General features: G+C 75.6%; 20 protein-coding genes. 8 read left to right on the top strand and 12 right to left on the bottom strand.

What is annotated here, in order from left to right; genetic code table 11:
* Window positions 1-326: 326 nt before the first annotated feature.
* The 3 genes from AB6N24_RS09705 to AB6N24_RS09695 form a co-directional block, all read right to left on the bottom strand.
* Entirely contained in the window at window positions 327-1,310 is a 984-nt protein-coding gene (locus AB6N24_RS09705) for a cutinase family protein (RefSeq protein ID WP_412869196.1), read from the bottom strand.
* 209 nt (window positions 1,311-1,519) lie between these two features.
* A complete protein-coding gene (locus AB6N24_RS09700; protein WP_412869195.1) occupies window positions 1,520-1,903 on the bottom strand; it encodes a VOC family protein in 384 nt (127 codons plus the stop codon).
* Window positions 1,904-1,984: 81 nt separating this feature from the next.
* Window positions 1,985-2,281 carry an ArsR/SmtB family transcription factor gene (locus tag AB6N24_RS09695; RefSeq protein WP_412869194.1) on the bottom strand — a complete coding sequence of 99 codons (297 nt, stop codon included), beginning with the start codon at window positions 2,279-2,281 and terminating at the stop codon, window positions 1,985-1,987.
* A 171-nt stretch (window positions 2,282-2,452) separates the two neighbouring features.
* Between AB6N24_RS09695 and AB6N24_RS09690 the strand changes: the two genes are divergently transcribed.
* Together AB6N24_RS09690 and AB6N24_RS09685 are read left to right on the top strand one after the other, a co-directional pair.
* Complete coding sequence (locus AB6N24_RS09690; RefSeq protein ID WP_412869193.1) at window positions 2,453-4,129, top strand: SpoIIE family protein phosphatase; 1,677 nt, start codon at window positions 2,453-2,455, stop codon at window positions 4,127-4,129.
* Between the two features lie 9 nt (window positions 4,130-4,138).
* The gene (locus AB6N24_RS09685) at window positions 4,139-4,648 is read left to right on the top strand and encodes an acyl-CoA thioesterase (protein WP_412869192.1); all 510 of its coding nucleotides are present in this window, start codon (window positions 4,139-4,141) and stop codon (window positions 4,646-4,648) included.
* A 98-nt stretch (window positions 4,649-4,746) separates the two neighbouring features.
* Here the strand turns inward: AB6N24_RS09685 and AB6N24_RS09680 are convergent, their stop codons facing one another.
* The 6 genes from AB6N24_RS09680 to kdpF are packed head-to-tail and all read right to left on the bottom strand — an operon-like array spanning window position 4,747 to window position 12,457.
* Window positions 4,747-5,424, bottom strand: coding sequence for a response regulator (locus AB6N24_RS09680; protein ID WP_412869191.1), 678 nt, complete (start codon window positions 5,422-5,424; stop codon window positions 4,747-4,749).
* A complete protein-coding gene (locus AB6N24_RS09675) occupies window positions 5,421-8,006 on the bottom strand; it encodes a DUF4118 domain-containing protein (protein WP_412869190.1) in 2,586 nt (861 codons plus the stop codon). The genes AB6N24_RS09680 and AB6N24_RS09675 overlap by 4 nt, the downstream gene beginning before the upstream one ends.
* Window positions 8,007-8,013: 7 nt before the next feature.
* Window positions 8,014-8,589 (bottom strand): potassium-transporting ATPase subunit KdpC, encoded by a 576-nt coding sequence (gene kdpC / locus AB6N24_RS09670; RefSeq protein ID WP_412869189.1) that lies wholly within the window; start codon window positions 8,587-8,589, stop codon window positions 8,014-8,016.
* A gap of 21 nt (window positions 8,590-8,610) precedes the next feature.
* Window positions 8,611-10,707, bottom strand: coding sequence for a potassium-transporting ATPase subunit KdpB (kdpB, locus tag AB6N24_RS09665; RefSeq protein WP_412869188.1), 2,097 nt, complete (start codon window positions 10,705-10,707; stop codon window positions 8,611-8,613).
* Window positions 10,704-12,368: a potassium-transporting ATPase subunit KdpA gene (kdpA, locus tag AB6N24_RS09660; RefSeq protein ID WP_412869187.1), complete on the bottom strand. Its 1,665-nt coding sequence runs from the start codon at window positions 12,366-12,368 to the stop codon at window positions 10,704-10,706. Before kdpA ends, kdpB begins: the two co-directional genes overlap by 4 nt.
* On the bottom strand, window positions 12,368-12,457 hold the full coding sequence (kdpF, locus tag AB6N24_RS09655; protein ID WP_412869186.1) for a K(+)-transporting ATPase subunit F: 90 nt from the start codon (window positions 12,455-12,457) through the stop codon (window positions 12,368-12,370). The genes kdpA and kdpF overlap by 1 nt, the downstream gene beginning before the upstream one ends.
* A gap of 435 nt (window positions 12,458-12,892) precedes the next feature.
* On the opposite strand from kdpF, the gene AB6N24_RS09650 reads away from it, so the two are divergent.
* Window positions 12,893-13,171 carry a hypothetical protein gene (locus tag AB6N24_RS09650; RefSeq protein WP_412869185.1) on the top strand — a complete coding sequence of 93 codons (279 nt, stop codon included), beginning with the start codon at window positions 12,893-12,895 and terminating at the stop codon, window positions 13,169-13,171.
* Window positions 13,172-13,255: 84 nt separating this feature from the next.
* Here AB6N24_RS09650 and AB6N24_RS09645 read toward each other — a convergent pair whose 3' ends face one another.
* Window positions 13,256-13,918 (bottom strand): HAD family hydrolase, encoded by a 663-nt coding sequence (locus tag AB6N24_RS09645; RefSeq protein WP_412869184.1) that lies wholly within the window; start codon window positions 13,916-13,918, stop codon window positions 13,256-13,258.
* A 296-nt stretch (window positions 13,919-14,214) separates the two neighbouring features.
* On the opposite strand from AB6N24_RS09645, the gene AB6N24_RS09640 reads away from it, so the two are divergent.
* Window positions 14,215-14,865, top strand: a complete 651-nt coding sequence (locus AB6N24_RS09640; protein ID WP_412869183.1) for a DedA family protein — start codon at window positions 14,215-14,217, stop codon at window positions 14,863-14,865.
* Window positions 14,866-15,046: 181 nt separating this feature from the next.
* On the opposite strand, the gene AB6N24_RS09635 is transcribed toward AB6N24_RS09640, so the two are convergent.
* Both AB6N24_RS09635 and AB6N24_RS09630 read right to left on the bottom strand, forming a co-directional pair.
* A complete protein-coding gene (locus AB6N24_RS09635; protein WP_412869182.1) occupies window positions 15,047-16,027 on the bottom strand; it encodes a hypothetical protein in 981 nt (326 codons plus the stop codon).
* A 200-nt stretch (window positions 16,028-16,227) separates the two neighbouring features.
* The gene (locus tag AB6N24_RS09630; protein WP_412869181.1) at window positions 16,228-16,512 is read right to left on the bottom strand and encodes a hypothetical protein; all 285 of its coding nucleotides are present in this window, start codon (window positions 16,510-16,512) and stop codon (window positions 16,228-16,230) included.
* An 84-nt stretch (window positions 16,513-16,596) separates the two neighbouring features.
* On the opposite strand from AB6N24_RS09630, the gene AB6N24_RS09625 reads away from it, so the two are divergent.
* The 4 genes from AB6N24_RS09625 to AB6N24_RS09610 all read left to right on the top strand — a co-directional run.
* Window positions 16,597-17,064, top strand: coding sequence for an NUDIX hydrolase (locus AB6N24_RS09625; protein WP_412869180.1), 468 nt, complete (start codon window positions 16,597-16,599; stop codon window positions 17,062-17,064).
* A 199-nt stretch (window positions 17,065-17,263) separates the two neighbouring features.
* Entirely contained in the window at window positions 17,264-19,849 is a 2,586-nt protein-coding gene (locus AB6N24_RS09620) for an ATP-dependent Clp protease ATP-binding subunit (protein ID WP_412869179.1), read from the top strand.
* Between the two features lie 170 nt (window positions 19,850-20,019).
* Window positions 20,020-20,793, top strand: a complete 774-nt coding sequence (locus AB6N24_RS09615) for an IclR family transcriptional regulator (RefSeq protein ID WP_412869178.1) — start codon at window positions 20,020-20,022, stop codon at window positions 20,791-20,793.
* Between the two features lie 229 nt (window positions 20,794-21,022).
* Window positions 21,023-22,347, top strand: a 1,325-nt coding sequence (locus tag AB6N24_RS09610) for a sensor histidine kinase (protein ID WP_412869177.1), incomplete at its 3' end; no start/stop codon positions are given.

The following is a 22,347-nucleotide window of genomic DNA, read 5'->3' as shown; positions in this document are numbered from 1 at the left end:
CCGCGCGCACGCGGCAGCGCGGGAGGCGCTGCGCGGTGCGGTCGGCCAGGAGGTCACGCGAGGGATCGTGCTCCCGCCTCCGACCGTGCGCCAGAGGTGTCCGGATCATGGACGCGCGTGAGACGGGCGGCCACGCGCCCACGCCGGTGCCTGGGGAGGTGCGACCCGGGCCCGCGCGACCCGGGCCACGTCGAGGTGCTCCGCGGACGACGGTGGCACGCGGCGACGGTGCCCGGACGAGCGACGAGGGCTGCGGCGCACCCGCGCCGCAGCCCTCGTGGTCCCTCAGCGGTGCGCCGGGGAGACGCCCGCGGTGCTCCCGCCGGTCAGCAGGACAGCACGCGCTCCCAGCCGTCACCGGTCTGCTGCACCGACGCGCGCACGAAGCTGCTGACCCGGCCGAGCCGGTCGCCGCTGCCGATCGCGTACGCGACGCCGAGGCGCCGCTCGGCACGCCCGGCGTCGACGTGCGCGCGCGTGCTGGTCCGCACGCACGCCGCGGCCGGAGCCGTGGGGGACGGCGCGGGCGTGGGGTTCGTCGTCGGGACCGGGGTCGGGGTGCCGGGCGCCGTCGGGGAGGGCGTGGGCGTGCCCGGGACCGTCGGGACAGCCGTCGCGCGCACGAGTGCGGCCGCGAAGTCGACGCCCTTGGTCACGTCGCCGTTCGTGCGGTACGCGAGGTGGGCGGCGAACGACGAGCCGCCGCCGCACACCGGGTCGCCGGTCGCGCAGAAGTCGCGCGCACGGGCCGCGTACGTCGGGCTCGCCGTGGCGATCGTGCGGCCGCTGATCCCGAGGGGGTTGCCGAAGACGACGACCGCGGCGACGCGGGGCTCGACCGCCGCGGGGATCGCGGTGCCCGTCGTCGTGCCGGTGCGGATCCCGAGCGCGATGTCGACGACCGTGGCGCCCTGCGAGTAGCCGCCGAGCACGAACCGCGTCCCGGGGCACGCGGCCGCCGTCGCGGTGAGGTGGTTGGTGAGCGCCGTGGCGCCGGGGCCCGCGCTCCTCTGGGACGACTCCGCGGCGTAGTCGACCGCCCAGGAGGTGACGGTGCGGTCGCTCAGGGCGGTCGTGAGGGACCGCACGAACGGGGTGCCGAGGACGCCCAGGCCGGGCGCCTCGCCCGTGCCGCGCGCGAACAGCACCTCGACGTCCGAGCAGGCCGGCGCCGCGGCCGCGCCGGGGGCGGCGAGCGTGGAGAGGGCGCCGGACATCGCCACGAGGGCGAGGGCGGCGGCGAGGGTCCGTCGGAGACGGCGGGCGGCGCGAGGTCGGGACGGTGCTGCGGGCGGCGTGAGCTGGTGCACGAGTTCTCCTCGTCGGGGGACAGGTCCGACCGGGTGATCGCTCACACGTCCCGGACGGTGCCCACGAGGTGTGACCGGCACCACCCGGCCACGGGGACCGTAGGAGAGCCCGGACAAAGCGGACAAGGGTCCGCAGGGCCGGTCCCCCGCACGGAGGACCGCCGATCGGGTGGCGCCCGGTCCCTGCCGGGCGCCACCCGCGCACGGCGTCAGCCCGCGAGCTGGATGAGGTTCCCGCACGTGTCGTCGAGCACCGTGGTCGTGACCGGACCCATCTGCACGGGCTCCTGGACGAACCGCACGCCCGCGGCGACGAGCCGCTCGTACGTCGCCTGGACGTCCTCGACCGCGAACGCCGTCATGGGGATGCCGTCGCCGACGAGCGCCGACCGGTACGGCGCCACCGCGGGGTGCGCGGCCGGCTCGAGCACGAGCTCGGGGCCGTTCGGGTCGTCCGCGGACACGAGCGTGATCCAGCGGTACTGGCCCATCGGGATGTCGTTCTTGACGATGAAGCCGAGCACGTCGGTGTAGAAGTCGAGGCCCTTCTGCTGGTCGTCGACGTAGATGCTGCTGAACTGGATCCGGGGCATGGTGGGTCCTCTCGGGTGGCGGTGCTCGGGTCGTGCGGGCGTGGTGGTGCGGGACGTCGGCGGCGCCGGGTGGGTGCGGGGTCAGGGGTCGGGCGTGACCTCGGGTGACGGTTGCGGCCACCGCTCGCCGATCTGCGCTAGCGGGCGGGTGTCGAGGTGGTGGAACTTGTACCGGCCGTCGCGACGCGCGGTGACGAGGCCGGCCTGCTCGAGCACGTCGAGGTGCTGCGAGACGGCCTGCCGCGTCGAGCCGAGGCCGTGCTTCATGGTGAGCCGGGTGCAGATCTCGAACAGCGACTGCCCGTCACGGTCGACGAGCTCGTCGAGGATCGCGCGCCGCGTCGGGTCCGCGATCGCCCGGTACACCTCGTCGGCCATGTCCTCACCATAGGCAAGTGCAGACTTGCGTGACAAGATCCCGGGCGGGACGCGTGCGCGCGGTGCGGCAGCGGGCGGGCGGCGTGGGTGGCCACGGGTACGCTCGCCAGGTCCGGGAAGACGCGTCGTCGGTGCATCGCCGTCCCGCTCCCGGCAGCGAGGGCGGGGACGATGACCGAGCGCGGCCTGGACCACCCGCACGCCTCGGCCGCCCACGAGCCCGGCCCGCCGGTCGGGCGCCGCAGCGAGGACCGGGCGTCGCACCTGCTCGAGCAGATGTCGGTCGGCTACCTGGCGATCGACGCCGGGTGGCGCATCGCCTACGCGAACGCGCAGGCCGAGCAGCTGCTGGCGGTCCACCGGGACGACCTCGTCGGGGCCGACCTCTGGCAGCGGTTCCCCCTCCTCGCCGGCTCCGAGCTCGAGACGACGTACCGCGACGTGCGGCGCACCGGCCGGCGCGCGACCGTCGTCGGCTACTACCCGGCGCCGCTCGACGCCTGGTACGAGGTGCGGGTGAGCCCCGACGGCGAGGGGCTCGCGCTCTACTTCCTCGACATCACCGCGCGCCGCGAGGCGGAGGAGGCCCGCGACCTCGCCGCCCGGCGGCTCGCCGGGGTCGCGGAGGTCGCGCTCGGCCTCGCCGAGGCCGACACCCTGACCGAGCTCCTGACCGCCGTCGCCGAGCAGGGGCTGCCGGTGCTCGGCTGCGACGGCGGCGCGGTCGCGGTGCTCGACCCCGACGACGACACGACGCTGCTGTCCTACGTCACCTCGAGCTACGGGCCGGACGCGCAGGCGGGGTACGGCCGGCTCCCGGTGACCGCGCGGCTGCCCGTGGCCGTCGCCGCGACCACGGGTCAGCGCGTGCTCGTGCGCAACCGCGAGGAGGCCGTCGCCTTCTCCCCGGAGATGGCCGAGGTCGTCGAGGTCACCGGCTCGCAGGCGTTCGTCAGCGTCCCGCTGCGCATCGGCGGCCGGGTCGTCGGCGTCCTCACGGCCGGGTGGGACGCCCCGCAGGAGTTCGGCGAGGGGCGGCTCGCGCTCCTCGAGACCTTCGCGTCGCAGTGCGCGCAGGCGCTGCACCGGCTCCAGGCCCTCGAGGCCGAGCGCGCGGCGGCCCGCCGGGTCGCCCGCATCGCCGAGGGCCTGCAGCGCTCGCTGCTCGCGGATCTCCCGACGTCGGCGGACCTCGAGCTCGCCGCCCGCTACGTCCCGGCCGCCGACGAGGCCCAGGTCGGCGGCGACTGGTACGACGCGTTCCGGGTCGGCGACGACACCCTGTGCCTCGTCATCGGGGACGTCGCCGGGCACGACCACCAGGCGGCGGTCCACATGGCGCAGGTGCGCAACGTCCTGCGCGGTGTCGCGCACGCCGTGGTGGGCCCGCCCGCCGCGGTCCTCGAGGCGCTCGACCGCGCGCTGCGTGACCTCGTCGTCGACGCCGTCGCCACGGCGGTCCTCGCGACCGTGACCGAGGGGACGGGTGGCGGTCCCCGCACCCTGCGCTGGTCGAGCGCGGGCCACCCGCCGCCGCTCCTGCTGCACGCCGACGGGCACGTCGAGCACCTGGACAGCACGCCCGACCTGCTGCTGGGGGTCCGGGCCGGGACCAGCCGGCACGACCACGAGCACGTGCTGCCGCCCGGCTCGACGCTCGTGCTCTACACCGATGGGCTCGTCGAGCGCCGGGACGAGCACCTCGGCGCCGGTCTCGCGCGGCTCCGGCGCAACGCGACCGCGCTCGGGGCGCTCTCGCTCGAGGAGCTGTGCAGCACGCTGCTCGCGCGCCAGTCGCACGGGCACGAGGACGACGTCGCGCTCATCGCCCTGCGCGCCCGCGACTAGGGTGACGCGGTGTCCCACGAACCGCCCCACGTGCCACCCCACGAGCTCGCTCCGGAGCCCTCGCCCGGGCCGACCGGGCGCCCCCACCGCGGCCGGGTCGTCATGCAGGTCCGCTGGTCCGACGTCGACCTCTTCGGCCACGTCAACAACGCCGCCTACCTGCGCTACCTCGACGACGCGCGCTTCACGCTGTTCCCCGTCATGGGCGTCGACGAGCACGGCGCACTCACCGCGTCGCTCCTCGTGGTCGTCAAGCACGAGATCGACTACCTCGCCCCGCTGACGTTCCGCCCCGCGCCGTTCGCGGTCGAGGTCTGGGTCCCGCGGATCGGCACCTCGTCCGTCGACTTCGCGTACGAGATCGTCGACGTCGCCGACCCCGGGACGGTCTACCTGCGGGCGCGCTCGCGCATGGTGCAGCTCGACCACGCGACCCACACGGCGCGCGCGTTCACCGCCGAGGAGCGCGCGCTGTTCGAGACGTACCGCGAGGACGGGCCCGCGCTGCGCGGCTGGTGAGCGGCCGGGTCGTGCCCGCCGACCGCGGGCGTTGCGGCGTGCCGCCGAGCCGGCCTCCGGCGTGACGCCGGGCCCCGGCTGCGGCGGGCCGCACGCCCTCAGGGCTCCAGCCGGTACCCCATCCCGGGCTCGGTGAGCAGGTGGCGCGGGTGCGCCGGCTCGGGCTCGAGCTTGCGCCGCAGCTGGGCGACGTAGACGCGCAGGTAGTGGGTCTCCCGGTCGAGCTGCGGCCCGCGGAGCTCGTGCAGCAGCTCGCGCCGCCCGACGACCTTGCCGACGTTGCGCGCGAGCACCTCGAGCATGTGCCACTCGGTGGGCGTGAGCCGGACGGGCTCGCCGTCGGCCCGGCGCACCCGCCGCGCGGCGAGGTCGACGGTGAACGCCGCCGTGGTCACGACGGGCGGCTGGTCCTCCTGGGGGCGCCGGCGCACGGCCGCGCGCAGCCGCGCCAGCAGCTCGTCCATGCCGAACGGCTTGGTGACGTAGTCGTCGGCACCGGCGTCGAGCGCCTCGACCTTGTCGTCGCTCGTCCGGCGGGCCGAGAGCACCACGACGGGCACGCCCGACCAGGCCCGCAGCGCCCGGAGCACGTCGAGGCCGTCGAGGTCGGGCAGCCCGAGGTCGAGCACCACGAGGTCCGGGTGCTTGCTCGCCACCGCCTCGAGCCCCGCGGCACCGGTGTGCGCCACGAGCGCGTCGTAGTGGTGGGCGCGCAGCGTGACCGCCAGCGCGCGCGCGAGCGCCGGCTCGTCCTCGACGACCAGGACGCGCGTCACGCGGCACCCGGGGGGACCGGCAGGGTCAGCACCAGCGTGAGCCCGCCGCCCGGGGTGTCCTCGGGTTCGAGCGTCCCGCCGTTGACCTCGACGAAGCCGCGCGCGACGGCGAGCCCGAGCCCGACGCCCTCGCCGCGCGGCGCGTCGCCGAGGCGCTGGAACGCGGCGAACATCTGCGCCTTGCGGTCGTCGGGGACGCCGGGGCCGTGGTCGACGACGCGGACCACGAGCCGGTCGCCGACCTGCTGGGCGCTGACGCGCACCGGGACCCCGTCGGGCGCGTACCGGACCGCGTTCTCGACGACGTTCGCGAGCGCGCGCTCGAGCAGCCCGGCGTCGGCCCGGACGAGCGGGAGGCTCTCGGGCACGTCGATGACCACGGAGCCGGCGGGGACGGAGTCCACGGCCCGCGGCACCACCTCGTCGAGCGCGACGGGCGAGAGCCGCGCGTCGACGGCGCCGGCGTCCAGGCGGCTCATGTCGAGGAGGTTGTCGATGAGGAGCTGGAGCCGGTCGGCGTGCGTGTCGATGTCGGCGAGGATCGCGGCCTGGTCGGCCGCCGCGATGTCGACGGCGCTCGACCGCAGACCGCTCGCGCCGGCCTTGATGACCGAGAGCGGGGTCCGCAGGTCGTGCGAGACCGCGGCCAGCAGCGCGGTGCGCAGCACGCCACGCTCGCGCTCGTCGCGGGTCGCCCGGGCCTCGGACCGCAGGCGCTCGCGCTCGAGGGCGGCCTGGACGTGCTGGCCGACGGCGCTCGCGAGGCGGAGCTCGGGGCCGGCGAGCGTGCGCCCGTACAGGTGCAGCGCGACGTCGTCGGCGACCCGCACGGTGTGCACCGGCTCGTCCGGGTCGTGCCCGGGGGAGCGGTCCGGCTCGCCGGTGGCGTCAGGCGACCCGGACCCGCCGTCGGCGCTGCGCGCCCGTGCGCCGTGCGGGTCCTCGGCCCCGGTCCGGTCGAGCACGACGGCGCGCACCTGGAGCGTCTCGCGGAGCTGGTCGAGCATCGCGGGCACCACGTCGTCGCCCCGCAGCACCGTCCCGGCCACGGTCATGAGGGCGTCGGCCTCGGCGCGGCTGCGGGCCGCCTCGGTGGTCCGGCGTGCGGCGAGGTCGACGGCGGCCGACACCGCGACGGCGACGGTCACGAGCACCGCGATCGCGAGGACGTTCCCCGGCTCCGCGATCGTCCAGGTCCGCACGGGCGGGGTGAACAGGAAGTTCCCCAGCAGCCCGCTCAGCACGGCCGCGACGAGGGCGGGGCGCAGCCCGCCGACCAGCGCGACGCCGACCGTGACGGCCAGGAAGAGCATGAGCGTGGTCGGCAGCGAGTCGAGGCCGGTGCCGGTGAGCAGCGCGAGCGAGAGGAGCGCCGGTCCGACCAGCGCGAGCACCCAGCCGGCGGCGACCCGTCGCCGCGTGATCGCCCCCCGCCGCGGAGGTGTGCGCCGACCGCGCCCCGCGTGCTCGTGCGTGACGACGAGGACGTCGATGTCGCCGGACCCGCGGATCACCTCGGCGGCGATCCCGGGCGCGACCGCGGCGGCGAGCCGGGACCTGCGGGTCGCCCCGAGCAGGATCTGGTTGGCGTTGACGCCGCGCGCGAAGTCGAGGACCGCCTCGGCGACGTCGTCGGCGAGGACGGCGTGCCACGTCCCGCCGAGGTTCTCGACGAGCGCGCGGTACCGGTCCAGGGAGTCCGGGGGCACCCCGGTCAGGCCGTCGCCGCGCAGCACGTGCAGGGCGACGAGCTCGCCTCCGCTGGGCCGCTGGGCGAGGCGCGCGGCGCGCCGGATCAGGGTCTCGCTCTCGGGCCCGCCGGTCACCGGCACGACGATGCGCTCCCGGGTCGGCCACGTGCGGTCGATGCCGTGCTCGCGGCGGTAGGCGGTGAGCGCGTCCTCGACCCGGTCGGCGGTCCACAGCAGCGCGAGCTCGCGCAGCGCGGTGAGGTTGCCCAGGCGGAAGTAGTGGGCGAGGGACGCATCCACCTTCTCGGCCGGGTACACGTTGCCGTGCGCGAGCCGGCGGCGCAGCGCCTCGGGGCTCATGTCGACGAGCTCGATCTGGTCCGCGCGCCGCACCACCTCGTCCGGCACCGTCTCGAGCTGCCGGACGCCGGTGATGGTGCGGACGACGTCGTTGAGGCTCTCGAGGTGCTGGACGTTGACCGTGGTGACGACGTCGATGCCCGCCGCGAGCAGCTCCTCGACGTCCTGCCAGCGGGCGGCGTTGCGCGACCCCGGGACGTTGGTGTGCGCGAGCTCGTCGACGAGCGCGAGCCCCGGCCGCCGGGCGAGGACGGCGTCGACATCCAGCTCGGTGAACGTCGCGCCCCGGTGCTGGGCGGTGCGCCGCGGCACGGTCTCGAGCCCGTCGAGCAGGGCCGCGGTGTGCGCGCGCCCGTGCGTCTCGACCAGCGCGACCACGACGTCGACGCCTCGGTCGCGGCGCCGGCGCCCCTCGTCGAGCATCGCGTACGTCTTGCCGACCCCGGGCGCCGCCCCGAGGTACACGCGCAGCCGCCCGCGGGGTCGGGGTTCGGCGTCCGCCTGCCGCGCGGACGTGCGGGTCGTGGTCATGGTGGCCTCAGTCAAGCATCGCCAGCGCGGCGTTGACCTCGACGACGTTGACCCGCACCTCGCCGAGCACCCCGAGCGTGCGGCCCTCCGTCGCGTCCTCGACGAGCGCGCGGACGTCGGCGGGGTCGAGGTCCCGGGCGCCGGCGACCCGGGCCACCTGGAGCTCGGCGTACGCGGGGGACACGTGCGGGTCGAGGCCCGATCCCGAGGCGGTCACCGCGTCGGCGGGCACGGCGGCCGGCGGGACGCCCTCGCGTGCGGCGACCTCGCGGCGCCGCTCCTGCACCGTCGCCAGCAGGTCCGGGTTCTCCGGGCCCAGGTTCGACGCGCCGGACGCGAGCGGGTCGTACCCGTCCCCGGCCGCCGACGGGCGGGGCAGGAACCACCGGTCGCCCGCGAAGGACTGGCCGAGGAGGCGGGACCCGACGACGACCCCGTCGACCCGCACGAGGGACCCGTCGGCGCGGTCCGGGACGAGCCGGCCGACGGCGTGCACGGCGAGCGGGTAGGCGAGGCCGAGCACGACGGTGAGCACGAGCAGGAGGCGCAGCCCGGCGACGGACTGGCGGAGGAAGGACAGCACGGGGGATCAGCTCCAGGGGGTTCAGAGGCCGGGCAGCAGGGACACGACGAGGTCGACGGCCTTGATCCCGAGGAACGGGGTCACGAGCCCGCCCACCCCGTAGACCAGGAGGTTGCGGCGCAGCATCGCTGCGGCGCCGGCCGGCCGGTACCGGACGCCGCGCAGCGCGACCGGCACGAGGGCGACGATGACCAGGGCGTTGAAGACCACCGCGGACAGCACCGCGGACTGCGGGGAGGACAGGCGCATCACGTCGAGCGTGCCGAGCTGCGGGTACAGCCCCGCGAACATCGCCGGGATGATCGCGAAGTACTTGGCGACGTCGTTCGAGATCGAGAACGTCGTGAGCGCCCCCCGGGTGATCAGCAGCTGCTTGCCGATGGCCACGATCTCGATGAGCTTCGTGGGGTCGGAGTCGAGGTCGACCATGTTCCCGGCCTCCTTGGCCGCGGAGGTCCCGGTGCTCATCGCGACCCCCACGTCGGCCTGCGCGAGGGCGGGCGCGTCGTTGGTGCCGTCGCCGGTCATCGCGACGAGGCGGCCGTGGGACTGCTCCCGCTTGATGAGCGCCATCTTGTCCTCGGGCGTGGCCTCGGCCAGGACGTCGTCGACGCCGGCCTCCGCGGCGATGGCGCGGGCGGTCAGGGCGTTGTCGCCCGTGATCATGACGGTGCGGATGCCCATGCGGCGCAGCTCGTCGAAGCGCTCGCGCAGGCCCGGCTTCACGACGTCCTTGAGGTGCACGACCCCGAGCGCCCGCGCAGGAGCGTGGCCCTGACGTTCGGCGACGACGAGCGGGGTCCCGCCCGCGGCGCTGATGGCGTCCACGAGGGAGTCGACGTGCGTCGAGGGGGCACCGCCGTTCTCGCGGACCCAGGCGCTCACGGCACCGGCGGCGCCCTTGCGGATCTGCCAGGTGCCGGTGCGCTCGGTGAGGTCGACGCCGCTCATCCGCGTCTGGGCGGTGAACGGCACGAACGTCGCGTTCGGCAGCTGGGTGCGGAACCGGGCGCGGGCGTCGTGGCGCTCCTTGGCGAGGACGACGATCGAGCGTCCCTCGGGCGTCTCGTCGGCGAGGCTCGAGAGCTGCGCCGCCTCGGCGACCTGGTCCTCCGTGACCCCGTGGGCCGGCACGATCTCCGCGGCCTGACGGTTGCCGAGCGTGATGGTCCCGGTCTTGTCGAGCAGCAGGACGTCGACGTCCCCGGCGGCCTCGACCGCTCGCCCGGACAGCGCGAGGACGTTGCGCTGGATCAGCCGGTCCATCCCGGCGATGCCGATCGCGGACAGCAGCGCCCCGATGGTCGTCGGGATGAGGCACACCAGCAGCGCGACGAGCACCACGAGCGGCTGTGCCTCACCGGAGTACACCGCGAACGGCTGGAGCGTGACGACCGCGAGCAGGAACACCAGGGTGAGCGCCGCGAGCAGCAGGTTCAGGGCGACCTCGTTCGGCGTCTTCTGCCGGGCCGAGCCCTCGACGAGGGCGATCATCCGGTCGAGGAACGTCTCCCCGGCCCGCGCGGTGATGCGCACCACGATCCGGTCCGACAGCACCCGCGTCCCACCCGTGACGGCGCTGCGGTCGCCGCCGGACTCCCGGATCACGGGCGCGGACTCCCCGGTCACGGCGGACTCGTCGACGCTCGCGATGCCCTCGACCACGTCACCGTCGCTCGGGACGACCGCCCCGGCCTCGACGACGACCCGGTCACCGACGGCGAGCGCGGTCGCCGCCACCTCCTCCTCGGTGCCGTCGTCGCGCAGGCGCCGGGCGAGGGTGTCGGTGCGGGTCCGGCGGAGCGAGTCGGCCTGCGCCTTGCCGCGCCCCTCGGCCACCGACTCGGCGAGGTTCGCGAACACGACGGTCGCCCACAGCCAGGCCGCGATCGACCAGGCGAACACGCTCGGGTGCAGCGCGGCGAGCGCCGTCGCGGCGACCGAGCCGACCCAGACGACGAACATGACGGGGTAGCGGACCTGGTGACGCGGGTCGAGCTTGCGCAGCGCGTCGGGCAGGGAGCTCCGGAGGAGCCGGGGGGAGAAGGCTCCGGCCGCGACGCGCGAGCGGGAGGCGGACGCCGGGGCGGACGGGCGGGGTGGGGACTGGACGGTCACAGCAGGGCCTCCGCGACAGGAGCGAGAGCGAGAGCGGGGAAGAAGGTCAGGCCGGCGACGACCACGACGACGAACGTGAGCAGACCGACGAACACGGGGCCGTGCGTGGGCAGCGTCCCGGTCGTGGCCGCGGCGGGGTGCTCGCGGGCGAAGCTGCCCGCGAGGGCGAGCACCAGGACGAGGGGGACGAACCGGCCGAGCAGCATCCCGACACCGAGCGCGGTGTTCTGGTAGACCGTCGCGGCGCCGAACCCGGCGAACGCGGAGCCGTTGTTGTTCGTCGCGGACGCGTAGGCGTAGAGGATCTCGGACAGCCCGTGCGCCCCCGGGTCCTGGACCGAGGCCTCGACCAGCGCCGGGGTGGCCGCGGTGGTCGCGGCGCCGACGAGCAGCAGCGTCGGCACGGTCAGGACGTACAGCGCGACGAGCGTGACCTGCGCCCGGCCGATCTTCTTGCCGAGCAGCTCCGGGGTGCGCCCGACCATGAGCCCGGCGAGGAAGACCGCGAGCACCGCGAGCACGAGCATCCCGTACAGCCCCGCCCCCACGCCGCCGGGCGCGACCTCGCCCAGCATCATGTTGAGCAGCGTGACCCCGCCGCCGACGGCGGTGAACGAGTCGTGGAAGCTGTTCACCGCACCGGTCGACGTCCCGGTCGTCGAGGCCGCGAACAGCGCGGACGCCGCCGGCCCGAACCGCAGCTCCTTGCCCTCGAGGGCGGCCCCCGCGGCCTGCGGGACGGTCCCGAGCGCACGGGTCTCCGCCCACGTCGTCACCGCCACCGCGGCGGTCCAGATCGTCGCCATGACGGCGACGACCGCACGACCCTGGCGCACGTCGCCGACCATCCGCCCGTACGTGCGCGGCAGGCTGAACGGGATCACGAGCAGGAGGACGACCTGCACGAGGTTGGTCCACGGGGTGGGGTTCTCGAAGGGGTGGGCGCTGTTGGCGTTGAAGAACCCGCCGCCGTTGGTGCCGAGCAGCTTGATCGCCTCCTGCGACGCGACCGGCCCGCCGACGATCGTCTGGCTGCCGCCGTCGAGCGTGCTCACGGTCACCGGCCCGGCGAGGTTCTGCACGACGCCGCCGAGCAGGAGGACGACGGCCGCGACGAACGCGAGCGGGAGCAGGACGCGCAGGGTGCCGCGGACGAGGTCGACCCAGAAGCTGCCGATCCGGTCCGTGCCCCGGCGGGCGAGGCCGCGGACGAGCGCGACCGCGACCGCGAGGCCGACGGCTGCGGACAGGAAGTTCTGCACCGCGAGCCCGGCCGCCTGGGCGAGGTGCCCCAGCGCGGACTCGCCCGAGTACCCCTGCCAGTTCGTGTTCGTGACGAAGGACACCGCGGTGTTCCACGCGCTGTCGGGTGCGAGGCCGGTGTGCCCGAGCGAGAGCGGCAGCCAGCCCTGCAACCGCAGCAGCGCGTACAGGGCGAGCACGCTCACGACGGAGAAGGCGAGCAGCGAGCGCGCGTAGACGGGCCAGGTCTGGTCCGCCTCCGCGTCCACCCCACCGGCCCGGTAGAGCGCACGCTCGACGCGCGTGTGGCGCGGGTCCGTGAACACGCGTGCGATGTGCTCCCCGAGCGGCACGTGCACCGCGGCCAGCACCAGGACCACGAGACCGACCTGCGCGAGGACGACCACCGACGGCGACATCAGAAGCGCTCCGGCTTCAGCAGCGCCCACAGCAGGTAGCCGGCGAGCGCGACGGCCACGGCGAGCGCGACCGCGGACTCGGCGCTCACAGCCGGGTCACCGCCTTCACCAGCGCACCGAGGGCGACGAAGCCCCCGCAGGTCAGTGCCACGAAGGCCAGGTCGGCCACAGGGACTCCCAGGAGATCCACGCCGCAGGGGCGTGGCGACCGATCTGGCCGCCGCGACCATTCAGGGGGACACCGGCGAGGCACCCGGGCGATCCAGACGCTTCCCTGACGGTGCCGCCGCGTCCCCGGACGGGACCCGGACGCGGCCCCGGCGACGGCGCCGTCGCGCACGGCCCGGTCCACGGACGGCCCGCCCCCGGAGGACCCGCCCATGCAGGGAGCGGCACGCCGGCGCAGCGCCCGACCCGCCCGCGACACCGGAACGTCACGCACTCGATACGTCGCGGGTGTTCCCCCGGGGTCCGGCGGGGCGCATGCTGGGGCCCTCACCGGCCGACCCGAAGGTGTGTGCCCGATGACCTACTCCCCGCCCGCCCCGGTCGTCTCCGGCGTCCCGTACGCCGTGCTCGACGTCGACGGACGCGCCCCCCGGACCATCGACGACTTCGTCGGGAGCGTCACCCTGACCGTCGAGGGCAGCACGGGGCGCCACGTCGTCCGCGGGGACGCCTCCGTGCGCGACGGTGCCGTGCGGCTGCACGAGAAGAGCGACGAGGACGGCGGCGGCAAGGACATCCGCACCTGGCGGGTCACGCCGACCGACGCGGGCGGGTTCTGCGCCGAGACCGCCTGAGCGCACACGGCCCGGGCCGGGACACCTCGGGCGGAGCCGCGCCGGTCGGGACCGCCCAGCCGTGGCCGCCCTGCGGGTCGCCGCTCAGCCGCGCGCGAGCAGCGCGCTGAGCAGCTCCACCACGGGCACCAGACCGTCGACCCGCACGAGCCGCGGGTGGGCGGACAGCCGCGGCGGCAGGTCGAGCGCCGGGTCCACCGCGAAGACCAGCGTCCCGGCGGCGAGCGCCGCTGCGACCCCGCTCGACGAGTCCTCGACGACGAGGCAGCGCGCCGGGTCGACGCCGAGCGCGCCGGCCGCCGCGAGGTACGCCTCGGGGTGCGGCGCCAGCCGGTGCACGTCGTCGCCCGAGACGACGGTCCGCAGCGTCCCGACGGGGGTCGCGCGCACCACGAGCTCGGCGAGGCTGCGCCGGCTCGTCGACACCAGCGCGCTCGGCACCTCGGCCCAGCGCAGCAGGGTCAGCAGGTCCAGCGCGCCCGCACGCCACGGCAGCTCGAGCGCGAGGCCCAGCCCGACCTCCTCGTGCAGCAGCTCCGCGATGCGCTCCGCGGCGAGCGGCACCCCGCGCTGGTGCAGCAGCGCCGCGACGGCCGGCGCCGGGAGCCCCGCGATGCCGGCGGCGTCGAGCGCGCTCCAGGAGCAGCCGTGCAGGCGCGCGTGGTCGGCCGCGGCCGTCGACCAGAGGGGCTCGGAGTCGACGAGCGTCCCGTCGAGGTCGAGCAGCACCGCCGCCGGGAGGTTCACGGCCGTGCTCCTCGGCGGGCACCGGGCGCCGGCGGGGGCGCGCACGACGGTCCGGCGACCGGGGACGGCGGCGGTGCGGGGTGGGACGTCACGGTGCTCCCTCGTGCCGGCGGCTCCCGGAGGGTGGTCGTCCCAGCGTCCTCGTGGCCGCGCGGTCACCACAAGGCGCCGGCGCCGGAGTTCACACGGCTTTCACGTGGCGGGTCCGGCGCTCACGCGCCCGCAACACCCCCGACCCGGGAGAGGTGTGCCGCGCTCGGGGTGCCTGCGTCCGCGCTCCGTGTTCTGCTGGAACGGTGCTCAGCCAAGCCGACCCGTCCCAGCTCACGGGCCTCGCCGGGTGGGCCGTGTCCACCGTCGAGCTGCTCGGCCCCGTCGGGGTCGGCGTGCTCGTCGTCCTCGAGACCGTGTTCCCGCCGATCCCCAGCGAGGTCGTGCTGCCCGTCGCGGGGCTGCTCGCGGGGCAGGGCCGGATGTCGCTCGCGCTCGCGGTCCTCGGCGCGACGGCGGGCTCCGTCGTCGGCGCGCTCGTCCTGTACTGGGCGGGCATGCGCCTCGGCTCCGAGCGGCTCCAGCGCATCGCGGACCGGCTCCCGCTCGTCGAGCCCAGCGACGTCCAGCGCGCCGAGGACTGGTTCCACCGCCACGGCGGCTCGGCGGTGCTCATCGGCCGGTGCGTGCCGGTGGTGCGCAGCCTCGTGTCGATCCCCGCGGGCATCGAGCGCATGCCGCTCGGGCGCTTCCTCGCGTACACGACCCTCGGCAGCGCGGTCTACAACGGCGTCCTCGTGACGCTCGGCTACGCGCTCGGCAGCCGCTGGACGCGCATCGGGGAGTACAGCGACTACATCAACTACGCGATCTACGCCGCGTTCGCCGTCGCGATCGGGGTGTTCGTCCGCAAGCGCCTGCGCCGCCGCTCGCGGGAGGGCGCGGCGGCGCGCTGACGACGGGGCTCGCGACCGGTCGCGGCAGGCGGAGCCGTGCCGATGCGGGCCGTCGCGGGTCGTCGTGGGTCATGCCCTGGCATCGCAGTCGCGCCACGTCGCCGCCAGTCCCGCCACGCGCCGCCCACGCCGGGCCGTGCCACCCAGGCCGGCCCGTGCCGCGCGTGACGCCCGGACCGGCTCAGCCAGGCCTCGACGCCAGCCGGGCCTCGAGCCAGCGCAGCGTGTGGAGGCCCTGCTCGCGCTGCATGCTCCGCAGCCCGGGGACGTCCGGGACGTCCGGCAGGTGACCCTCGCGCCAGGCCCGCCCGGCGAGCCCCGCGAGCGTGACGTCGACGGCGTCGTCCGGGGCGTCGGCCCAGCACGAGCGGCGCAGCAGCTCCTCGGGGTCGTGCCCGCACGCCGCGACGTCGGCCCCGAGCCGCACCAGGTCGAGCCACCCCGGGGCGGTCCACAGGTGCGTCCAGTCCACGACGCGCAGCCGCCCGCCCGGCTCACGCAGGACGTTGTCACGGCGCAGGTCCCCGTGGTGCAGCGCGGTCCCGGGCACCAGGGCGTCGAGCCACCGGGACTCGAGCTCGGCGAGCAGCAGGACGGGGACGTCGACGGGCAGCGGCCGCCCTCGGACGTGCGCGACGCCGGACCCCGGCTGCGGGGGCGCGTGCGCGCTCCCGGGCGTCCCGGGGGCGAGCGCCACCCAGGTGCCGAGCAGCGGCACGAACGACGTCGCGTACGGCGTGGTCGCCGCGGGCACGGTCGGGCACGGGTCGAGCCGCTCGCGCAGGTGCTCCACCACCGCGAGCAGCGGCGCGAGGTCGGCCTCGTCCCAGGTGCTGAGCGCGGTGCCGTCGACCACCTCGTACGCCGCGACGCGCCACGCGCCGACGGACGCCGAGCCCACCAGCCGGGGACCGAGGTCGCCGACCACGTCGGCCAGCAGCACCCCGGTCTCGACGGCCTCCCCGAGCCCTCCGCCCACGGCCGCGGCCTTGACGAAGAGCCGGTCCCCGCCGGAGCCGGCGACCGTCGACGCGATCGACGGCGTGAACCCCGCGCTCGCGGGCTGCTCGTGGGTGACCCGGGAGCCGAGCAGCGCGTCGACGGCGTCGCGCACCTCGGCCGGCGCGTCCGCGAGGCGCGGGCGCGGCGTCGTGCGGGTCACGGGGTCACCGCGTCACCCGGTCCCGGGATCCCAGCGCGCCGTCGGGTCCACCGCGGGCCGGCCGGTCCGCGGCGGCCGGTGGACCGGCTGCTCCGCGACTGCCGACGAGCCGGTTGCTCCGCGACTGCCGACGAGCCGGTTGCTCCGCGACTGCCGGCGGGCCGGTTGCTCCCCGTCGGCCGGCGGGCCGGTCGCTCCGCTCAGTCGCCACCGCCACCGCCGCCCCCGTCGCCGCCACCTCCGCCGTCGCCGCCCCAGCCGCCGCTGTCGTGCCCGCCCCACCCGGAGCCGTGGTGGTGCCCGGCGTGACCCCCGCCGGACCCGCCTGTCCCGCCGCCGTCCCCTCCCCACGACCCGCCGTCGTACCGCCGCGGGCGCGCCGGGCGTGGCCCGGGCGTGCGGCGCCCGGACCGGACCGCGAGCGCGATCCCGCCGAGCACGAGCGCGACGAGCAGGACGCCGGACGCGACGCCGATCAGGTTCATGGGTGCTCCGTCCCGAGAGGTGGTCCGCATGCTAGGGCCCGGGCGGGCGCGCCGTCCGCGGGACCGGTGGGTACGCTCGCGCAGGTGGAGACGCGCATCGCCGCCTACGGGGTCGTGGTCGACGACGGGCAGGTGCTGCTCGCCCACTGGGTGCTCGACGGACACTCCGGCTGGACGCTGCCCGGGGGCGGGATCGACCCCGGCGAGGACCCGGCCGACGCCGCCGTGCGCGAGATCCTCGAGGAGACCGGGTACACCGCCGAGCTCGACGGGCTGCTCGGGATCGACTCGGTCGTCGTCCCGGCGGCGGAGCGCATCGTGCAGCCCGCGGTCGACGCGCACGCCATCCGGGTCGTCTACCGCGCGCGCGTCACGGGCGGGGAGCTGCGGGCCGAGGTCGGCGGGTCGACGGACGCCGCCCGCTGGTTCCGGCTCGACGAGGTGCCCGCGCTCGACCGGGTCCGCCTCGTGGACCGGGGGCTCGCGATGGCCGGGCTGCTCGACGACGCCGCGGTCGGCAGCACGCACGCGGTCCGGTACCGCGGGCGCTGAACCCGGGCCGCCCCGCCCGACCTCCCTCGCGCGCACCCCGCCGCCCGCCCGGGCGGGTGCTCCTGCGCGCCGCGGGTGGCCGCGTCACGCCTGCGGCGAACACGGGCAGTAGGCGGGGGGTCACGCCGTTACAGTCGAACAACGCCGACCTGTCCCGGGCGCTCAGCCGGGACGAGCGCTGCTCGTGAGGAGTGTGCACATGTTCGAGAGATTCACGGACCGAGCCCGCCGCGTGGTCGTCCTCGCCCAGGAAGAGGCGCGGATGCTCAACCACAACTACATCGGGACCGAGCACATCCTCCTGGGGCTGATCCACGAGGGTGAGGGCGTCGCCGCCAAGGCGCTGGAGTCGCTCGGCATCTCGCTGGACGCCGTCCGCGCCCAGGTGCAGGAGATCATCGGCGAGGGCCAGCAGGCCCCGTCCGGTCACATCCCCTTCACCCCGCGCGCCAAGAAGGTGCTCGAGCTGTCGCTGCGCGAGGCGCTGCAGCTCGGCCACAACTACATCGGGACCGAGCACATCCTGCTCGGCCTGATCCGCGAGGGCGAGGGCGTCGCCGCCCAGGTCCTCAACAAGCTCGGCGCCGACCTCAACCGCGTGCGCCAGCAGGTCATCCAGCTCCTGTCCGGCTACCAGGGCAAGGAGCCCGTCGCCTCGGGCGGCCCCGCCGAGGGTCAGCCGTCCGGCTCCGCCGTCCTCGACCAGTTCGGGCGCAACCTCACGCAGGCCGCGCGCGACGGCAAGCTCGACCCGGTCATCGGGCGCGAGAAGGAGATCGAGCGGGTCATGCAGGTGCTGTCCCGCCGCACCAAGAACAACCCGGTGCTGATCGGCGAGCCCGGCGTCGGCAAGACGGCGATCGTCGAGGGCCTCGCGCAGGACATCGTGCGCGGCGACGTCCCCGAGACGCTCAAGGACAAGCAGCTCTACACGCTCGACCTGGGTGCGCTCGTGGCCGGCAGCCGGTACCGCGGTGACTTCGAGGAGCGCCTGAAGAAGGTCCTCAAGGAGATCCGCACGCGCGGCGACATCATCCTGTTCATCGACGAGATCCACACCCTCGTGGGTGCGGGTGCCGCCGAGGGCGCGATCGACGCCGCGAGCATCCTCAAGCCGATGCTCGCGCGCGGCGAGCTCCAGACGATCGGTGCGACGACCCTCGAGGAGTACCGCAAGTACGTCGAGAAGGACGCCGCGCTCGAGCGCCGGTTCCAGCCGATCCAGGTCGCGGAGCCGAACCTCAAGCACGCCATCGAGATCCTTAAGGGCCTGCGCGACCGGTACGAGGCGCACCACCGCGTCTCGATCACGGACGGTGCGCTCGTCGCCGCGGCGACGCTCGCGGACCGCTACGTCAACGACCGGTTCCTGCCCGACAAGGCGATCGACCTGGTCGACGAGGCCGGCGCCCGCCTGCGCATCCGTCGCATGACGGCTCCGCCGGAGCTGCGCGAGCTCGACGAGCAGATCGCCGAGACGCGCCGCGACAAGGAGTCCGCGATCGACGAGCAGGACTTCGAGAAGGCCGCTCGCCTGCGCGACGCCGAGAAGCAGCTCGGCCTCAAGCGGATCGAGAAGGAGAAGGCCTGGAAGTCCGGCGACCTCGACGCGGTCGCGGAGGTCGACGAGGAGCTGATCGCCGAGGTCCTCGCGCTCGCCACGGGCATCCCGGTGTTCAAGCTCACCGAGGAGGAGTCGAGCCGGCTGCTCCACATGGAGGACGAGCTGCACAAGCGCGTCGTCGGCCAGGAAGCTGCGATCAAGGCGCTCTCGCAGGCGATCCGGCGCACGCGTGCGGGCCTCAAGGACCCGAAGCGTCCCGGTGGGTCGTTCATCTTCGCGGGGCCCACGGGCGTCGGGAAGACCGAGCTGGCCAAGGCGCTCGCCGAGTTCCTCTTCGGGGACGAGGACGCGCTGATCCAGCTCGACATGTCGGAGTTCTCGGAGAAGCACACCGTCTCGCGGCTGTTCGGCTCGCCCCCCGGCTACGTCGGGTACGACGAGGGCGGTCAGCTCACCGAGAAGGTGCGCCGCAAGCCGTTCTCGGTCGTCCTGTTCGACGAGGTCGAGAAGGCGCACGCGGACATCTTCAACTCGCTGCTGCAGATCCTCGAGGACGGTCGCCTGACCGACTCGCAGGGCCGGGTGGTCGACTTCAAGAACACCGTCATCATCATGACCACGAACCTCGGCACCCGGGACATCGCCAAGGGCCTGCAGACCGGCTTCCAGGCCGGCGGGGACCTGTCGACGTCGTACGAGCGCATGAAGGGGAAGGTCAACGACGAGCTCAAGCAGCACTTCCGCCCGGAGTTCCTCAACCGCGTCGACGACGTGGTCGTCTTCCCGCAGCTCTCGCAGCCGGAGATCTTCGCGATCGTCGACCTGATGATCGCCAAGCTCGACGTCCGCCTGCGCGACAAGGACATGAGCATCGAGCTCACGGACGCGGCGAAGAAGCTCCTGTCGGAGAAGGGCTACGACCCGGTCCTCGGGGCGCGCCCGCTGCGCCGGGCGATCCAGCGGGAGATCGAGGACGTCCTGTCCGAGAAGATCCTGTTCGGCGAGCTCAAGGCCGGTCAGACGGTCGTCGTGGACGCCGAGGGCGAGGGCATCCTCGGGGAGTTCCACTTCACCGGGAAGCCGCGCACGTCGCTCACGAAGGACCCGGTCCCGGTCGGTGCCTCGGTGGGGACCCCCAACTCGGGGATCGACCTGCCGGCCGCGCCGCCCTCGGCCGGACCCGGTGAGCTCGGTGCCGGGCCGCAGACGCAGCTCGGCTGAGCCGACGGGCTGAGCAGCACAGCACGACCGACCCGACCCGGGACCGCACAGCGGTCCCGGGTCGGGTCGTGTCCGGGGCTGCACGGTGGTCCTCTACCGTGGGCGGAGCCGGCCGGGCGCCGGCCACGGCGGACCGGGCGGACGGTCCCGAGCACAGGAGGTGGAGCGCGATGACGGACGCAGCACGTGAGGTCGGGTCGCCCGTCGAGGCGGTCGACCGGGCGCTGCTCGCGCTCCAGGTGCTCGCTCGCGCAGGCGCCCGCGGGCTGACCCTTGCCGAGCTCGCGTCGTCGCTCGACCTCAACAAGACGACCGTGCACCGCGCGCTGGCGGCGCTGCGGTTCCGCGGCTTCGTCACCCAGGACCCCGTCAGCGGTGCGTACGTGCTGGGACCGGCGGCGACGCAGCTCGGCGACGACTTCCTCAGCGACGAGAACCTGCCCGCGCTGCTGCGCCCGGCGCTCGTCGCGCTCTGCGAGGCGGCCGACGAGCTCGTGCACCTCGGCGTCCTCAGCGGGTCGGAGGTCGTCTACCTCGACAAGGTCGAGCCCGAGCGGCCGCTGCGCGTGTGGTCGGCGGTCGGGCGGCGCAGCCCCGCGGTCACCACCGCGCTCGGCCGTGCGCTCCTGGCCCACCGCGGGGCGGACGGCGCGGTGCTCGCCGGGTACCTGCGCGCCGCGGGGGACCGTGCGCGGCTCGACGCGGACGCCACGGCGGCGCTCCTCGCGCAGGCCCGGGAGCGCGGCTTCGCGACCGAGGAGCAGGAGAACGAGCCGGGCATCAGCTGCGTCGCCGTCCCGCTCCTGCGGTCCGGGACGGCGATCGCCGCCGTGAGCGTCACGGCGCCCGCCGAGCGGATGACCGCCGAGCGCTTCACCTCGCTGCACGAGCAGATCCGGGCGACCCTGCCGCCGCTGCTGCCGGCGGGGCTCACGCTGCCGTAGGGACCGGTCGCCGTCCGCCGGCGCACGGCTGGGACGGAGAGCGAGGCGACGAGCAGGAGCACGCGTGCCGCGCGGGACGCAGCGCGCGACGTCGCGCCGACGGGTGCTCGTGCGGGGCGCCGGGCGGCCGGGGCGCGGTGCGTGCCCGGGCCGGCTCGACCCGAGGAGGACCGAGGTCTCCGTCGCGCGACTGAGGCGTGCCCGCCGCCGGCTGCGCGACGATGGCGCCATGACCGCAGCAGTCCTCCCCGCCGTTGCCCCGCCGCGGCCGACGACGTCCCGGCGGGAGCAGCTGCCCGCGTGGGCGCTCGCGCTCCTCGTCACGGGGGTCCTCGTCTCGACGCCGCTCGACCTCACCTACGGGTTCGTCGGGCTCGAGAGCCGGCCGTCGGCCCCGCCCGCGTTCGCGGGCACGTACGCGGTCGTCAGCACGGTCGTCGTCGTGGCGGGCGTGCTGCTCGCGCGCCGGTACCCGGTCGGTGCGACCGCGCTCACCCTCACGCCGTTCGTGGCGCTGCCGTGGCTCGGCGGGTGGGCCTGGGGGTGGTGGCTCGGGACGCTCGCGGTGGCGGCCCTCGCGGCGCTCGACGGGCTCCGGCGCGCGGCCGTCCCGGCGCTCGCGGCGGCCCTCGTGATCGTCGCGTACTGCGGCACGGAGACGCCGGCCTTCCTGCCGATCGGGCCGGTGACGTCCGGGACGGGCACCGCGTACGAGACGCCGGTGCTCGTGATGTACCTCGTCGCGGTCGCCGGGGTCGTCGGCGTGTCGGCCGCGGTCGGGTCGGCCGGCCGGTCGAGACGGCGGGAGGAGGACGCCCGTGCGGCCCAGCGCCAGGCGCTCGAGACCGAGTCGCTCGCGGGGGAGCGGGCCCGCTTGGCGCGCGACCTGCACGACGTCGTCGCGCACCACGTCTCGCTCGTCGCGGTCCGCGCGGAGTCGGCGCCCTTCGTGCACCCCGGGCTCGACGACGAGGCGCGCGAGGTGCTCGCCGCGATCGCGGTCGACGCGCGGGAGGCCCTCACCGAGCTGCGACAGGTGCTCGTGGTGCTGCAGCGCACCGGCGCCGAGGGCGAGCGCGCGCCGCAACCCACGGCGTGCGACGTCGACGAGCTCGTCGCGAGCGCCGTCGCGGCGGGCCAGCCGGTGACCGTCGAGGGTGCGTGGCACGACGTCGCCGCGGGGCCGGGGTACGTCCTGTACCGCGCGGTCCAGGAGGGGCTGACGAACGCGCGCCGGCACGCGCCGGGCGCGACGACGTCGCTCGTGCGGTCGCAGGGCGAGGGCACCGCGCGCTTCCGGCTGACGAACCCGGCGGGCGCCGCCGGCCCGACGGGGCGCGGGCTGATCGGCATGCGCGAGCGGGTCGAGGCGCTGGGCGGGACGGTGTCCGCCGGTGTCGAGGGCGGGGAGTTCGTGCTCGACGTCGCGGTGCCCGCGGGTGCACCGACCGCCGACGGGCCCACGGTCCCGTCCGGCCGGCTCGGCGCGAGCGTCCCGTCCGGCCGGCCCCGCGCGCCCGGTGCCGCGCCCGCCGGCGCCACGGGGTCGTCCGG

It is taken from the genome of Cellulomonas jepli (genome assembly GCF_047229345.1).
Lineage (GTDB): Bacteria > Actinomycetota > Actinomycetes > Actinomycetales > Cellulomonadaceae > Cellulomonas_A.
Note: the sequence above shows the minus strand (reverse complement) of the source record. Positions and strands in the feature narration are given on the sequence as shown.

Excerpts from the sequence above, each read along its gene's own strand:
- AB6N24_RS09700 (WP_412869195.1), bottom strand. The coding sequence starts at position 1,903 with ATGCCCCGGATCCAGTTCAGCAGCATCTACGTCGACGACCAGCAGAAG.
- AB6N24_RS09695 (WP_412869194.1), bottom strand. The coding sequence starts at position 2,281 with ATGGCCGACGAGGTGTACCGGGCGATCGCGGACCCGACGCGGCGCGCG.
- AB6N24_RS09690 (WP_412869193.1), top strand. The coding sequence starts at position 2,453 with ATGACCGAGCGCGGCCTGGACCACCCGCACGCCTCGGCCGCCCACGAG.
- AB6N24_RS09675 (WP_412869190.1), bottom strand. The coding sequence starts at position 8,006 with ATGACCACGACCCGCACGTCCGCGCGGCAGGCGGACGCCGAACCCCGA.
- kdpA (WP_412869187.1), bottom strand. The coding sequence starts at position 12,368 with ATGTCGCCGTCGGTGGTCGTCCTCGCGCAGGTCGGTCTCGTGGTCCTG.
- AB6N24_RS09650 (WP_412869185.1), top strand. The coding sequence starts at position 12,893 with ATGACCTACTCCCCGCCCGCCCCGGTCGTCTCCGGCGTCCCGTACGCC.
- AB6N24_RS09630 (WP_412869181.1), bottom strand. The coding sequence starts at position 16,512 with ATGAACCTGATCGGCGTCGCGTCCGGCGTCCTGCTCGTCGCGCTCGTG.
- AB6N24_RS09620 (WP_412869179.1), top strand. The coding sequence starts at position 17,264 with ATGTTCGAGAGATTCACGGACCGAGCCCGCCGCGTGGTCGTCCTCGCC.
- AB6N24_RS09615 (WP_412869178.1), top strand. The coding sequence starts at position 20,020 with ATGACGGACGCAGCACGTGAGGTCGGGTCGCCCGTCGAGGCGGTCGAC.